This window comes from Streptomyces sp. DSM 40868, assembly GCF_011820545.1.
Lineage (GTDB): Bacteria > Actinomycetota > Actinomycetes > Streptomycetales > Streptomycetaceae > Streptomyces > Streptomyces eurythermus.
Window position 1 is genome coordinate 8,505,935 of sequence record NZ_CP050504.1, and the last position, 12,460, is coordinate 8,518,394.

At 71.2% G+C, this 12,460-nt stretch carries 13 protein-coding genes; 4 read left to right on the forward strand and 9 right to left on the reverse strand.

From position 1 onward, the window contains the following. Window positions 1-53 precede the first annotated feature (53 nt). The 8 genes from HB370_RS38250 to HB370_RS38285 all read right to left on the reverse strand — a co-directional run bounded on the left by HB370_RS38250 (window position 54) and on the right by HB370_RS38285 (window position 7,396). Window positions 54-533 carry a hypothetical protein gene (locus tag HB370_RS38250; protein WP_030795050.1) on the reverse strand — a complete coding sequence of 160 codons (480 nt, stop codon included), beginning with the start codon at window positions 531-533 and terminating at the stop codon, window positions 54-56. Between the two features lie 83 nt (window positions 534-616). Next, complete coding sequence (locus HB370_RS38255) at window positions 617-2,338, reverse strand: relaxase/mobilization nuclease domain-containing protein (protein WP_030795053.1); 1,722 nt, start codon at window positions 2,336-2,338, stop codon at window positions 617-619. After that, entirely contained in the window at window positions 2,335-2,670 is a 336-nt protein-coding gene (gene mobC / locus HB370_RS42260) for a plasmid mobilization relaxosome protein MobC (protein ID WP_037703473.1), read from the reverse strand. Before mobC ends, HB370_RS38255 begins: the two co-directional genes overlap by 4 nt. 648 nt (window positions 2,671-3,318) lie before the next feature. Further along, window positions 3,319-3,510 carry a hypothetical protein gene (locus HB370_RS38265; protein ID WP_030795064.1) on the reverse strand — a complete coding sequence of 64 codons (192 nt, stop codon included), beginning with the start codon at window positions 3,508-3,510 and terminating at the stop codon, window positions 3,319-3,321. Next, window positions 3,507-4,985: a hypothetical protein gene (locus tag HB370_RS38270; protein ID WP_167513088.1), complete on the reverse strand. Its 1,479-nt coding sequence runs from the start codon at window positions 4,983-4,985 to the stop codon at window positions 3,507-3,509. Before HB370_RS38270 ends, HB370_RS38265 begins: the two co-directional genes overlap by 4 nt. Beyond that, window positions 4,982-5,626 carry a WhiB family transcriptional regulator gene (locus HB370_RS38275; RefSeq protein ID WP_030795070.1) on the reverse strand — a complete coding sequence of 215 codons (645 nt, stop codon included), beginning with the start codon at window positions 5,624-5,626 and terminating at the stop codon, window positions 4,982-4,984. Before HB370_RS38275 ends, HB370_RS38270 begins: the two co-directional genes overlap by 4 nt. 163 nt (window positions 5,627-5,789) lie before the next feature. Then, on the reverse strand, window positions 5,790-6,482 hold the full coding sequence (locus tag HB370_RS38280; RefSeq protein WP_030795073.1) for a hypothetical protein: 693 nt from the start codon (window positions 6,480-6,482) through the stop codon (window positions 5,790-5,792). A 2-nt stretch (window positions 6,483-6,484) separates the two neighbouring features. After that, the gene (locus tag HB370_RS38285; protein WP_030795076.1) at window positions 6,485-7,396 is read right to left on the reverse strand and encodes a DNA-binding protein; all 912 of its coding nucleotides are present in this window, start codon (window positions 7,394-7,396) and stop codon (window positions 6,485-6,487) included. Between the two features lie 720 nt (window positions 7,397-8,116). On the opposite strand from HB370_RS38285, the gene HB370_RS38290 reads away from it, so the two are divergent. Beyond that, on the forward strand, window positions 8,117-8,557 hold the full coding sequence (locus HB370_RS38290; protein ID WP_030795079.1) for a helix-turn-helix transcriptional regulator: 441 nt from the start codon (window positions 8,117-8,119) through the stop codon (window positions 8,555-8,557). A 12-nt stretch (window positions 8,558-8,569) separates the two neighbouring features. On the opposite strand, the gene HB370_RS38295 is transcribed toward HB370_RS38290, so the two are convergent. Next, on the reverse strand, window positions 8,570-9,481 hold the full coding sequence (locus HB370_RS38295; RefSeq protein ID WP_051816314.1) for a helix-turn-helix domain-containing protein: 912 nt from the start codon (window positions 9,479-9,481) through the stop codon (window positions 8,570-8,572). A gap of 620 nt (window positions 9,482-10,101) precedes the next feature. Here HB370_RS38295 and HB370_RS38300 point away from each other — a divergent pair. From HB370_RS38300 to HB370_RS38310, 3 genes are read left to right on the forward strand one after another with little or no spacing between them, the layout of a single operon-like run. Beyond that, window positions 10,102-10,629: a hypothetical protein gene (locus HB370_RS38300; RefSeq protein WP_030795085.1), complete on the forward strand. Its 528-nt coding sequence runs from the start codon at window positions 10,102-10,104 to the stop codon at window positions 10,627-10,629. Further along, on the forward strand, window positions 10,626-11,810 hold the full coding sequence (locus HB370_RS38305; RefSeq protein ID WP_030795088.1) for an MAB_1171c family putative transporter: 1,185 nt from the start codon (window positions 10,626-10,628) through the stop codon (window positions 11,808-11,810). Before HB370_RS38300 ends, HB370_RS38305 begins: the two co-directional genes overlap by 4 nt. Next, window positions 11,807-12,403, forward strand: a complete 597-nt coding sequence (locus HB370_RS38310) for a hypothetical protein (protein WP_030795090.1) — start codon at window positions 11,807-11,809, stop codon at window positions 12,401-12,403. The genes HB370_RS38305 and HB370_RS38310 overlap by 4 nt, the downstream gene beginning before the upstream one ends. The last annotated feature ends 57 nt before the right edge of the window (window positions 12,404-12,460 follow it).

A 12,460-nucleotide genomic window follows, 5' to 3' on the forward strand; every position in this document is an offset into this window, starting at 1 on the left:
GCGGTTGGGCAGTGCGGGCCCGCGGGCCCGGTGGGGCGGTAGGGGGGCGGGGGTCAGTGGCCGAGATGGCGCAGGCAGTCCTCGAACGCGAAGAGCGTGTTGTCGGCGGCCGGCCCGGAGTGCTGGTTGAACCAGGCGACGTCCAGACGCTTCTCCTGCTGCTGGTGACCGGCGCGGCAGCGCAGCCAGATCTGGGCGCGGGTGGCCATGATGATCCAGTCCCGGTAGGCGCCGCACCCGGTGCACGTGACGATCTCGCCGTCCAGGACGAGAGGCCACGGCCACGGCATCATCCACCCGTCGACCTGGTCGTGGCTGGGCACCCGCAGCTCTGGGGGAAGGAAGTCGTCCACCTCGGCCACCGGCTCCGACGCCCCCGCATCAACCTGTGACTGCGGGGGAACCGGACCGGCCTGCGGCGCCGGCGCCGGGGGACAGGACATGCGCTGCGCCATCTCCCACATCTCCTGGTGCTGGCGCCGCGCCTCGATGACGAACGGGTCCTGCTTACGGCGTCGTATCCGGTGAAACACCCTGGCGTCCTCCTGCGTCTCGTCCTGCTCGCGTCAAGATCGTCCCCCAAGGATCCGGCCCGTTCAACTCACAAAAGCCCTAGTCACCGGCCGCGCCCGGATCCGGCCCGGGTATGCGCCTGGCCGGTGGTGCGGCCGGCGCTGCGCCCGGTACGGCGGCCGGCGAACACCGTGTTGCTGGTGTCGGCGGGCAGGTCGGAGCTGCGGCGCAGGCGCCACACCAGCACGTCGCTGACGGACTCGGCGGTATCGAGTTCCCTGCGCCCCGCCGCGCCGGCGAGGAGCGCGGCGGGATCATGACCGGCGGCTTCGGCGTCGGCGAGGGTCGCGGCGAGCGCGTACCAGCCGGGCTCGGCCAGAATCTGCTCCGCCAGCTGGGGCACGGCCTGGCGCAGGACGGCCGTCTGCCGCTGCAGAAGCGGGCGGCCCAAGCGCCGGCCGCGCTGATAGAGGGCGCCCAGCGGCTGGGCGGCGGCGGCCTGGTAGGCGGCACGAAGGTGCTCGGCGGCCTGGCGGGCGGCGGCGGCCTGCTGGGCATGGCCCTTCTTCGCGTGCCAGTGGAGGGCGGCGGTGACAAGGAAGAACAGCATGTCGATCGCCATCGCGGTGGTCGCCCCGTCCTCCCCGCGGCCGAGTGCAGGACCGCCCTGGACGAGGTCGCGGGCGGCCTGCCGCAACGCCCGGTCGTGGCCGCGCTCGGCCCGCACGTGCGACCTGGAAGCCCGCTCGAAGGCGACGGCGGCCTCCCGCAGCTCCGCGCGGGTGTGCGCGGCGGAGGTCTTCGCGAGCGCGTCCAGGACCTCGCCGGCCGAGGCGATGTACGCGGCGGCGACCGCATCGTCCTCCTGCTCGATGACGATCAGCGCCTGCCACGCCGCCGAAGCCGTCCGGCGGCGGGCGGCGGACGGGCCGCCTGGCCCCGTAGGCGAGGGCGGCTCGACGGGCGTAACGCCCTGGCCGTCATCGAGGGCGCTGGTGAAGCGTTCCCGGATCCGGGGCAGGGAGAGGTCCGGGGCCAGGCGCGCACCGGGGTAGAACACCGGCTCGCCGTCCTTGTTGCGGTCATCAGGCAGGGCGACCTTGTAGCCGAGCAGGTCACCCGAGGGCGCGGTGCGCTTGCGGACGAGCAGGCCGGCGGCGGCCAGCCGGTCGAAGAACTCCTCCTCACCCGCCGCGCCGGCCACGGCGCGCCGTACCGTCTCGCGCAGTTCCTCGCGGGCGGTGCGTTCGCGGCCCTGCCGGGCGGCCTTGTGCCGCTCGGCGCTGGTGGGCCGCTGGGCAGCGGTCCCGTCGCCGGTGTTGAGCCGTTTGAGGCCGTACTCGGCCTCGATCAGGCGGGCTTCGGCCTGTGCCCGGCCTGCATCGTTGTGCAGACGGGGCCTTCGTCCGTCCTCGCGGACCAGGGTGGCGACGATGTGGATGTGGTCGTCGGCGTGGCGGACGGCGGCCCAGCGACAGCCGGCGTCGTCGCCGTCGAGGGCGATCCCGGTGGCCGCGACCATGCGCCGGGCGATCTGCCCCCACTGCTCGTCCGACAGCACGGGGTCCTCGGGTGCGGCGCGCACCGACAGGTGCCACACGTGCTTGGCCGGGCGGCGGCTGGGGGCGAGGGCATCGACTGGCTGGTCGAGGAGCTGTTGCAACTGGGTGTAGGTGGCCTGCGGGTCCCGGCCGGGGTCTGGGGTGAGGCTGTCCCAGGCCGCCACGAGGTGCGGGTCGACGTGTTCCTCGTGCGTGCCGGGCCCGTAGAGGTAGTACAGCAAGCCGATGGTGCGCTTGCCGCGCTTGTGGACTCTGGGGATCATGCGGTGTGGTTCTCGGTGTCCAGGTAGTGCTGGGTGAAGGTCTCCACCCGCTTGGCGGCGCGGTGGACGGCGTCCAGGACCGCGCGGGCGTGCGGGACATCGGCGCCGGCGTTGGTGGCCTTGGCCACCTGGTTGAGGTTGTTGCCGATCTGGCCGAGGTGTCGGCGCACGGCGAACAGCTCGGTCAGCATTTCTCGTTCGGTGGCGATCTCGGCAGCGGTGCGGTCGAGATCACGGGCGGCTTTCAGGGCGGCGTGGGCGAGGAAGGCCGCGACGCTCATGCGGCAGGCGGACGCGGCGCGCACGAGGAGCTGGTACTCGTCGTCATTCATGCGGCAGCTGGGTTGACGCATGCGCTTGTGCTCGTCGCGCAGGCGCTCGCGCTGGCGAACGTGCGGCTTCGGCGGCGCGGCGTGCTCGCAGTGCGCGGTGTGACAGGCGTGTGGCGTTTCCCCTTCAGGATGCGATCCGCCCTCGGTCGCATCCTGGTGGACCGGCGCCCCCTGGTGTCGGTCGCCTCCCGCCACTGAAGGGGCGGGCCAGGCAAGAGCATTGCTCCCATCGGGAGCAATGCTCTTGCGATAACTTGCTCGCCCCGAGACCGAGTTGGGGTCATCAGCGGGTTCCGGGGCGGAGCCGTTCTCGGTCGGGTTCGTCATCGGCTCTCGGGCCTCGCTGCGCGGAGCCGACGCTGGACGGCGGCGGCCAGGGCAAGGACGTCGGCCGGTCCGTCGAGGAGCCGGACCGGACCGTGCGGCTCGTGCTGGACGAGCCACCCGCCGGTCGGCAGCCCCACCATGGCGTGGACGAGGTGCCGGCCAACCAGCACAGTGGCCCAGGCCGCCGCCTCAGCGGCCACGTCCCGGGACGCGGGAGCAGGACGGGGAATCACGTGATGCCTTTCGGTGCGCGGGCGGTGGCCCGGCGGTATGCCGGGCCACCGCGAATGTTCAAAGGAAGGGACCCGCGGGATGGGCGGGTCAGCCGCACTCGGGGCAGCGTGCGACATGGCCGCTGAGCGCCCTGGCCATCCGCGCCTTGGTCGACGTCGCATACGTCGCGCTGGCCTTCGCCGACGACCTGCCGGCATGCCGCTTGGAGTGCGCGCTCAGATAGCTGATCTCCCGCTCGTACTCCGCGCGCATCGCCGCGAACTGCGGGCACGTCCTCATCTGGTACTCCTTGCCGTCGTGCTGGTCTGGCTGCGCAGAGCCGCCAGAACCAGGCTCATGCGCTCGTTTCGGATGCCGGGAAGGTTCTGGTCCCGCAGGATCTTGCGGAGCTGGACTCGGGTCACGGTGTCGTTGCCGTCTCGGTCGAGCAGGGCGGGTACGTGAGGACGGATCAGCTCGACCAGCTGGTCGACGTCCTCCTCGGGCGCGCGAGACGGACGCTGCGCTTGCGGGCCGCGGGACCGGCCACTTCGCTTCGCCCGCGCCTTACCCTTCGAGCCCGGCGCCCGGCGCAGGTGCTGGCTGTGCCGGTTCCCGGCTGCGGTCCCGGACTGGTCGGTCCCCGGTCCCCGGTCCCCGTGGTCGGTCCCCGGTCCCCGGTCCCCGTGGTCGGTCCCCGGTCCCCGGTCCCCGTGGTCGGTCCCCGGTCCCCGGTCCCCGTGGTCGGTCCCCGCGTGGTGGGGTGGGGATCCCTCGTGCTGCTTGGCGGTTTCGCCGTCCGGTCCCTGTTGAGCTTGCGGTTCCCGGCCCCCGGTCTCCCCGGTGTCAGTGCGGGGACCGCCGCCGGGGGCCGGGCTGCTCTGAGGGTTTGCTGCGGGGACCGCGGTGGCCATCTCCCCGGTCGGGTCCGGGGACCAGGGGGAGGAGAGCGGGACCGTGGCGAGAGTGAGGGCGTTGCGGCGGGCGGCGAGCTGGGCGAGCAGTTCGGCGCGCTGGGCGGGGTCGGTGCCGACCGAGGCCCGGCCGATCGCTTTCGACAGCCGTCGGGTCAGGCGCCGGCCCCGTCGGCTCTGCCGCTGCTCGGTGCTGAGGTCAGCGAGCCGGGTGGCGAGGTCCACGGCGCGGATGGTGGCGCGGTCCCGGGTGATCTGCGCCGCGTCGCGGTCCCGGGTGGCGATCCCGAGACGGGACAGCAGCCGCTCGCGTGCTTCCCGCCCGAGGGTGGCGACCAGGCCCTTGGAAGCGGCCCCGGGGGTGCGCAGGCGCAGCTCGATGCCCATGGCCAGGTGCCAGAGCATGCCTGCCATGACGGGGCCGACGAAGGCCCGGACGGTGCCGCCGACGATCCCGCTCTCGGCGTAGGCGGGGATGACCTGCACGCCGCTGATGACCCAGACCAGGGTGCCCGGCATGCCGGGTGAGCCCTGGGTGGTCAGGTTCTGGCGAGCCATCAGGGCGGTGGCGAACAGGCCGAGTTCGGCGGCGGCGAACATGCCGGCGCGTTCGGCGGTGCCGGCTATGTCGAGGTAGTCGGCGGCGAAGCGCCAGGACGTGTCGGCGCTGTAGGCGGTGCAGCCGAGCGCGGCCAGGGCGGCGGCCACCACCGCCTTGTTGCTGGATCGTTTCTGCGAGCATCGTGCCCGCCGGGCTGCCCAGCCGGTCAGAGCCAGGGCGGTGGCGGCGCCGGGGATGCCGAGAGTGAGGAGGAGGGAGGGGTCGGTGCCGGCACCGAGGGACAGGACGTGCTGGGTCATGCGGCCTTTCCGACAGGGGCGTGCGCCGGAGTGGGCGTCGCCGGGCGGGCCAAGGGCTGCTGCGTGGAAGGCGGTGCGGTCGCGGGCCGGGGCCGCCGGGCCACCGTGGTCTTCTTGACGGGGTTCTTCCGCCGGGGCACGCCGAGGGTGCGGTCGCGGTCGAAGACCCTGTTGGCGGCCTGCCGCAGCAGGTCCCGGGCGTGCTTGGTGCTGATGTGCAGGGCGGGGGCGAGCCGGTCGGGGCGCCATCCGCGGACGTAGGCGTGGTCGATGACGACCTGCCGCTCGGCGTCGGTGAGGTGGACGTCGCGGCCGTTGAAGAAGGCGGCCACGCGGCGGTAGTCGAGGCGGCGGGGCAGTCCGTCGTGCCAGGGCCGGCGCTCTGCTTCCGTCAGCCCGCCCCAGATGCCTTCCTTCAGGTCGTTCTCCAGGGCGTAGTTGAGGCAGTCGCGGCGGACCGGGCACGGGCCGCACAGCTCCTTGGCGTCCGCGATGGCCTCGTGGTCGCGGGGCAGCGGGAAGAAGGTGGCGTCGGCGTCCTCGGGGTCCATGCCGTGGCACACCCCGTGGGGCTGCCAGCTGGTGTCGCCGATGCCGCGCAGGCCGGTGGCCGGCGAGGTGTGGGTGGTGATGTGGCGCAAGAAAGTCTCCGGTGTGCTGCCGCGTCGGCCGGTCGGAGGGATGGTGGTGGGCGGACGCGGCGTCGGGCGCCTGCCGTGGCACCGGGCAGGGGCGCCGCGGCAGGGGCGGGACGATGGTGTCGCACGTGGTGCACCACGCGGTGGTGCACCACGTGCGGGCCGGTCAGGCCGTCGCGGTCTGCTGCCGGTGCTGGGTGGCGGCGAGGTCCTTGCGGCCCGGGTGCGGCTTCTCCCGAAGTGCGCTGCCGCGTGCGAAGCCGTCGGGGTCGATCCGACGGCGGCGGCAGGGCTCGCCGACCGGTGCCTCGCACCAGTCGCAGGGCACCGACAGCGCGTCGGGTCGGCCCTGGGCGAGGGCCTCTTCGTGGGCCGCGCGGGCGCGGCGGAAGGGCGCGAGGGCGGCGCGGGCCTCCGGCGGGATGTAGGAGCCGACCTGCTTCAGCCGGGCTTTCAGCCTGGGGTTGGTCCGGCCTTCGGTGAGCTGCTGGTAGGCCACGGGCTGTGCGGTGCCGGTGGCGACGGCGTGGCGGGTGCCGACCAGCTCGGCGGTCCAGGCCGCCTGGTCGTCGGGGTCGGCCACCGGGATCGGGTCGGTGTGCCGGTGCAGGCGGTCGCGCTTGTAGCTCTCCCACGGGCGGGCGATGTCCGCCGGCAGGATCTGGTACGGCGAGACGCGGATGTGTCGGCGGGCGACGACGCAGGCGTCCCAGCCGTGCGGCGTGGCCAGCGGCACGTCCTCCAGCAGCTCGTGCCACTGGGCGAGCTGGTCGCGGGCCTCGGCGTGGTCGGTGCGGATGGTGCGGGGGTCGAGTCGGCCGATGTAGGCCAGCAGGGCGGCGATTTCGCGGCGGTCCATGGCTACTCCGTTCCGGTCGGCGTCGGCTCGTTGAGGGCGGCGAGGAGGGCGGCGGTGTGGGCCTCGGAGCGGGTCATGCCGCCCGCCGGGGCGGACCCGCCACCGGGCAGGGCGTAGAGGTTCGGGCGGGCCGGAGCGTGCTCTCGGGCGATCCAGGCCCGCCAGTCGGCAGCCCAGGCAGCCGCCGCTCGGGGTGCGTGCCCGGCTCGGTGGGCGCGCCACTTGGCGTCGGCGGCGCGCAGGCCCTCCTCGCCGAGGCGGTCGAGGTGACCGTGCTGGCGGGCCCAGGTGTGGCTGGCTGGGTCGACCTGCCAGTCGGTAGCCGAGGTGACGGCAGCACCACTACTGCTGCCTTTACGGTTCACCTTCAGTTCTCTACGGTTCTGGGGGCCGGATTCCGTACCGTGGTGGGGTCGGATTCCGGCCCGTCGGGGGGTCGGATTCCGTCGGGAGGGGCCGGATTCCGTACCGGCCGGATTCCGGCGGGAGGGGTCGGATTCCGTACCCTTCTTCGGCCAGATCCCGTACCGCCGCAGGTCCTTCTCATCGTCGTCGTCCAGCTCCGGCACCGGGTCGGAGTCGGTCGGAGGCTCGACGTACGCCTCCGGGTCCTCGCGCCGTGCTGCGGCGACCTTGGCCAGCCACGCGGCAGCCCGGGGCAGCCGGTAGACCGTGGTGCGCTGCGGGCCCTCCAGGTGGCTGAGGACCTTCAGCTCGCCGCTCTTGTCGAGCGCGACCAGCGCGTCCCGCACCGCCGTACGGGAGGCGTTCGTCCGCTCCACCAGGCTCGCCACCGAGGCCCAGGCGACGCACTTGTCGTCCGCGACCCGGTCGGCGATCGACAGTAGGACCAGCCGTGCGGTGCCCCGGCTGGAGCTGTGCTCCCACACCCACTCGCGGGCATTGACACTCATCGGCCACCCCCGCCCGCACGGTTCGAGCGTCGCTGCGGGGACGCCGAGCTGTCACTGAGCGTGACGACGCTGTGGGGTGTCGAGGAGGAGGCGGCTGCCGCGCCGGCCGGATGTCCGGGCCTTTTGCGCAGGGCGGGAGGCATGCAAGAATCCCCTTTGCAGTGTTGCCGCGCTGACGCGCCCCGTGGAAAGGGATCAGCGTGGTGATGGTGGGCAATCTCCGCCCCTTCGGGCCCAGCCGGGCCCGCCCCAGGGCGGTACGTGCCGCTACGCGTTCGGCGTCCTGGAGTAGCCGCTCCTGGGCGCCGTCGCTGTATGCGGACCTGCGGGAGTTGGTCGGTACCCGCCGCGTTCCTCGCGTGCGCGGGTGCCCCAGGCGGGTGGCCCGGGGGACGACGAACATACGCACGGAGCCGCGTCAAGGTCCAGGCTTGACTCTTAAACTCTGTACTAGTTGCACAGCGTGACGAGGGATGAAGCGTGCGTGCAGGGCGTGCGGATCACGGCACGGCCCGGACGCGGCCCCCTCGCAGCGGGTGACCAACATGAAGACCCCTTCTGACCTGGGTTTCAGCACTTAAGTGTTGACGGGTGGGCCGACTCTACGGCGAGACGTCAGGGCCTTGTCAACACTAAAGTGCTGCCCCGGGGTGGGGTGGCATATGGATTCCGCACTTGAGTACACTGCGCAGCGGTGCCGGGATCGGAGGTGAAGCGGCCATGTCGGAGACAGCCAGCGGTGCTGGCATGGACGTGCCTCTGGAGGCCGGCAGGGTGAAGGTACGGTTGAACGCCCTGTTCGCCGGCGTCAAGAACCCGAAAACCGGCCGCCCCTACACCGTTGCCGAGGTGGCTAGCGCCACCGGCATCTCGGAGAGCGCCATCCGTCAGCTCAGACAGGGCTCGAAGCAGAACCCGACCTTGAAGACGGTCGAACTCCTGGCAGCCCACTTCGGGGTGCAGAACGACTACTTCTCCAAGGAGATGAGCGGCGCGGATGTGGACCGCGTCGTGGCCGGACTGAAACTCCTGGACGTACTGGAGAAAGCCGGCGTTCAGGATGTCTTCGCCCGCGCCGGCGAGCTTTCCGTGGACAGCATGCGAATGGTCGCTGCTGTCATCAATAGCGCCCGCAAGGCCGAAGGGCTCGACACGGACTGAGGGAGAGCACCGTCAGGAAGAATGCTTCGCCTCTGTCGCCCGTAGCGTTGCCGCTCGTGTTGATACCGGCGCAGACGGTGTGTCCCGAGCCGGAAGGATGACCGTCAGCCGATAGGACGGCATGTCCTCGACCCTCATCGTCAGAACACTGACCAGGAATTCCCTCGTCCCCTGTCGCGGCAGATACAGCGCACGAGGCTGTGCGGCGCTGGGATGGGAGACGGCTGGCAGGTCGGGGGAATCCCACAGTCTGCGGGCTGCGGGGTCATTCTGCACCGTCCGAATGACAGCCTGAAGCCCGAGGTCGTTGCCCCGCCGCTCGGCCTCCAGCCGCAGTTCGGCGATCATCGGAATCGCCCAGTCCTCCTCCCAGCGGATGAGTTGGGTACGAGCCTCCGGGTAAGTGAGAACCCAGACCGCCACGTTCGTCCCGTAGAGCATCCACGGGAAATCGCGGCCCGCCGCACGGTTGAAGAGCGAGACCTCCCAGTGGCGGTCCCGCAGATATGCGGGCCAGGGCTGCGATTCGATAAACCGCTTCACCGCCGGCGGAGGCGTCTGGCGGACTGGCCTTTGCCTTCGGGTGGGCACTGCCTCTTCGACGGCGTCGGGTGCCGGTCTGCCGTACGTCAGCTGCCAGACGGCCTCCCACTCGTCCTCGGTCAGGGCGAGGATGCGGCGCACCCGCTCCAGCAGCGTCTTGGAGAAGGTTCTGGGTTTGCCCAGTTCCAGGTTCCGGTACCACTTCGTGGACACGCCGAGAAGTTGGGCGACCGCATCCTGCGTGAGGCCGGGGCCGCTATGTGGGCCCAGAAGCGCGGCGGCCCCCGGAATGTCGTGAGGGTCGATGCGACGCCGGGCATGGCGCAGGATCCGCGTAATCGTCGTTCGCGGCGCGAGGTCAGGGGAGTTGGTCTCAGGCATAGCTCGTCGGTCTTGAGATATAGGTCACAGCTTGTGGTGACCTCTTGGCGGCTTTCCCCCGCTGGGAAGGCTAACAGGGCGAAATGTCGGGCTGTAACGGACCGATCGTCCTGTATCTTGGTTCAACCTTCAACCGTACTCGCATTATACGGCGTAAGGGGAACTGTCAGTTCCCCTTCCCTGATCTTGCCCCTGTGCGGGGTGGGGTGATGCGCCTAAGATCCTCCCCAGGGGGAGAAGTTGGGGAATTCCGGAGAAGAGGAAGGCGGTCAAGTCATGTGGCGCGTACGTGCCTTATGTGAAGCCGCCCGATTCTCGCCAGTCGTCTGACTCCCTTCCGCCGCCCGCCAGGCGACGGAGGAATCGGACCGAGCGTTCGCCTCTCAGTCGCTGACCCGCTACGTGCGCACAGACACCGACTGGCTCACCAATTCGTGGCCGGGCCATAGTGCCCTGCGGGTGTAGTGCCGCCCGGAGTTGCTCCACGGGCTGCTGGACTGATAGCCCCGCGGACGCCTGTGCGCCGGCCACCGCCCTGAGCAGATAATCCAGTTCCGTGCAGTTAAGGACCACCCATGTTTCTTCGCCGGAGGCATGAAAAGCGCGCCCGTGTAACGGGGTTGGGGGAGCGCGAGTCCCGGCTGTGGCGCGTATGCGAGGACGCCCTGCGGGACGTGCGGGTGCAACGGCCCTTCACGACCGAGTCGTTCTGCGAGGCGCTGTCGGCGCAGCGCGGCCGGCAGCTGGTCCTTCGGGAACTGCCGGACAGTGACGGGCTGCGGCTGCCGTGCGGGCTGTGGGTCGCCTATCCCGACGAGGACCACATCTGGCACATCGCCGCCACCAGCCAGCGCCACCGTCAGCAGGTCGTCTTCCACGAGATCGCGCACATGCTGCTCGACCACAAGGGCAGCTCCGCCGTGTCGAGCCTGCTGGCGGCCCTGCCGCCGGAGATCGCGCCGTCCCGCGTCAGCGCGGTCTTCGGCCGGACCAACTACTCCACTGACCAGGAACACGACGCCGAACTGACGGCGACCATCCTCGGGGAGATCGTGGACCAGTTGCCGACCGCGTCGTCCACCTCCCCGCACGGTCTGCTGGACCGCGTGGACGCCACGATGGCCCATCCGCGAAGGAACTGCCGATGAGCCACCAGATCCTTGTCGCCACCATGCTGTGGGCAGTGGCTCTGTGGAGGGCACCCTCGCTGCGCCACTCCCGCAAGCAGCGGGCCATCTCCCTGGCCTTCCTCAGCCTCGCCGCGGCGATGACCCTGGAGGTACCCGCGGTCTCGGCACACTTCGACTCCGTGACTGGCATCGCAAGCACCGCCTACCTGCTCAAGCACATGCTCGGGCTGATCTCGGCCGCGGCCGTCCTGGAATTCGTGATCGCCGTCGTCCGCCCCCAAGGGTTCCTCCAGCGCTCCCGCCACGCACTCGAAGCCGCGTGCCTGCTCCTCATGCCTGCCGCGTTCGCCCTGGCCCCCGACGACGCCCGAGTCCCCGACGACATCGTCTTCGCCCACGAAACCTCCCGGTGGGCACTGCTGCACGTCGGCGTCTTCACCCTCTACATCGGCTGCGCCATGACGGTGACGGCCATCCTCTTCCTCCACGCGGCCCGCCACGCCCGCGACCGGTGGATCCGAGCCGGGCATACCCTGCTCGGCCTCGGAGGCGCCATCGGTGTCCTGTATGCCCTGCAGCGCCTCGTTCACCTCGCCCACATCGCCACCGGCGACGCCACGGCAGCCGACGTCCACCGTGCCGACGCGGTATCGACCACCCTGAAGGTCGCCGCCATCGCCGCTATCACGGCCGGCAGCTGCCTCTCGCCCCTGTCCGTCGCGGCCACCGCCCTGCGGCAGCGACGGGCCCTTCCGCGACTCGAACCCCTCTGGCGCACCCTGACCGACGCCGTGCCCTCCGTCGTGCTGCCCATCAACCCAGGGCACGCCCGCACCCGCCTGCTGCTCCACCGCCGGCTCGTGGAGATCAGCGACGCCACCCTCACCCTGCGCGAATACGTCCCCGCCGACCTGCAGCACCGCGCCCTAGACATGGCGAAGAGCGCCGGCTACCCACCACGAGCACGCTCCGCCGTCGCCGAGGCCGCCTGGCTGAAGACCGCGGTACTCATCGCCTCCTCCTCCGCCCCCTACAAGGGAGAGCACCCCCACTCGGGCAGTGACGGCCTGAGCCCAGCGGCCGAACTGCGCTGGACCTGCCAGGTCAGCGCCGCCTTCGACCGCTGCCCCAGCGTCGCGGCATTCGCCCGAGCCGAGGCCGCCAGGATCCAGGAACAGAACCGGAAGCAGCCCGCATGAGCACGTTGACAGCACCGACCACCCGCCAGGACATCGCCCGGACCATCAGCGACCGGCTCCATCCCAAGACGTGGATCGTGACTGTCTGCCTCGCCATCGGCTGGCACGTCGACTGCTGGAGCGGCCTGGCGTGGAGCCTCGTCGCGGTGGTGTGCGCAGCGGTCATCCCCATCCTGTTCATCGACCACGGCATCAAAAAGGGCCGATGGGGCGACAGGAACGTCGGCGCGAAACGGGCACGGCTGCTGGTAATGGCGGTCATCCTCGCCTCCGTGCTGACCTGCTTCACCCTCATGGCCACCCTGCACGCCCCCCGCGCCCTGATCGCCCTGGTCGCCAGCATGATCGCCACACTCGCGGCGCTCGCCCTGGTCACGCTGGCCTGGAAGATATCCGTGCACCAGGCCGTCTCCGCCGGCGCCGTCATCATGCTCGCCCAGACCTACGGCCCCTGGGCCCTGTGCGGCTACGCCCTCGTCGCCATCGTCGGATGGTCACGCGTCGCGCTGCGCGACCATACCCCCGCCCAGGTGATCGCCGGCACCATCCTCGGCTCCGTGGTCGCCGCAGCCGTCTTCGCCGCGCTCCGCTGATACCCGGGAGGCCAGCTCTACCGAAGCCGCGTTGCCGCCTGTTGGTCTCGGTGGGCC

Coding starts and splice junctions, on each gene's coding strand:
- HB370_RS38310 (WP_030795090.1), top strand. CDS start 11,807: ATGAGCACGTTGACAGCACCGACCACCCGCCAGGACATCGCCCGGACC.
- HB370_RS38290 (WP_030795079.1), top strand. CDS start 8,117: ATGTCGGAGACAGCCAGCGGTGCTGGCATGGACGTGCCTCTGGAGGCC.
- HB370_RS38295 (WP_051816314.1), bottom strand. CDS start 9,481: ATGCCTGAGACCAACTCCCCTGACCTCGCGCCGCGAACGACGATTACG.
- mobC (WP_037703473.1), bottom strand. CDS start 2,670: ATGAATGACGACGAGTACCAGCTCCTCGTGCGCGCCGCGTCCGCCTGC.
- HB370_RS38270 (WP_167513088.1), bottom strand. CDS start 4,985: ATGACCCAGCACGTCCTGTCCCTCGGTGCCGGCACCGACCCCTCCCTC.
- HB370_RS38305 (WP_030795088.1), top strand. CDS start 10,626: ATGAGCCACCAGATCCTTGTCGCCACCATGCTGTGGGCAGTGGCTCTG.
- HB370_RS38265 (WP_030795064.1), bottom strand. CDS start 3,510: ATGAGGACGTGCCCGCAGTTCGCGGCGATGCGCGCGGAGTACGAGCGG.
- HB370_RS38285 (WP_030795076.1), bottom strand. CDS start 7,396: ATGAGTGTCAATGCCCGCGAGTGGGTGTGGGAGCACAGCTCCAGCCGG.
- HB370_RS38255 (WP_030795053.1), bottom strand. CDS start 2,338: ATGATCCCCAGAGTCCACAAGCGCGGCAAGCGCACCATCGGCTTGCTG.
- HB370_RS38280 (WP_030795073.1), bottom strand. CDS start 6,482: ATGGACCGCCGCGAAATCGCCGCCCTGCTGGCCTACATCGGCCGACTC.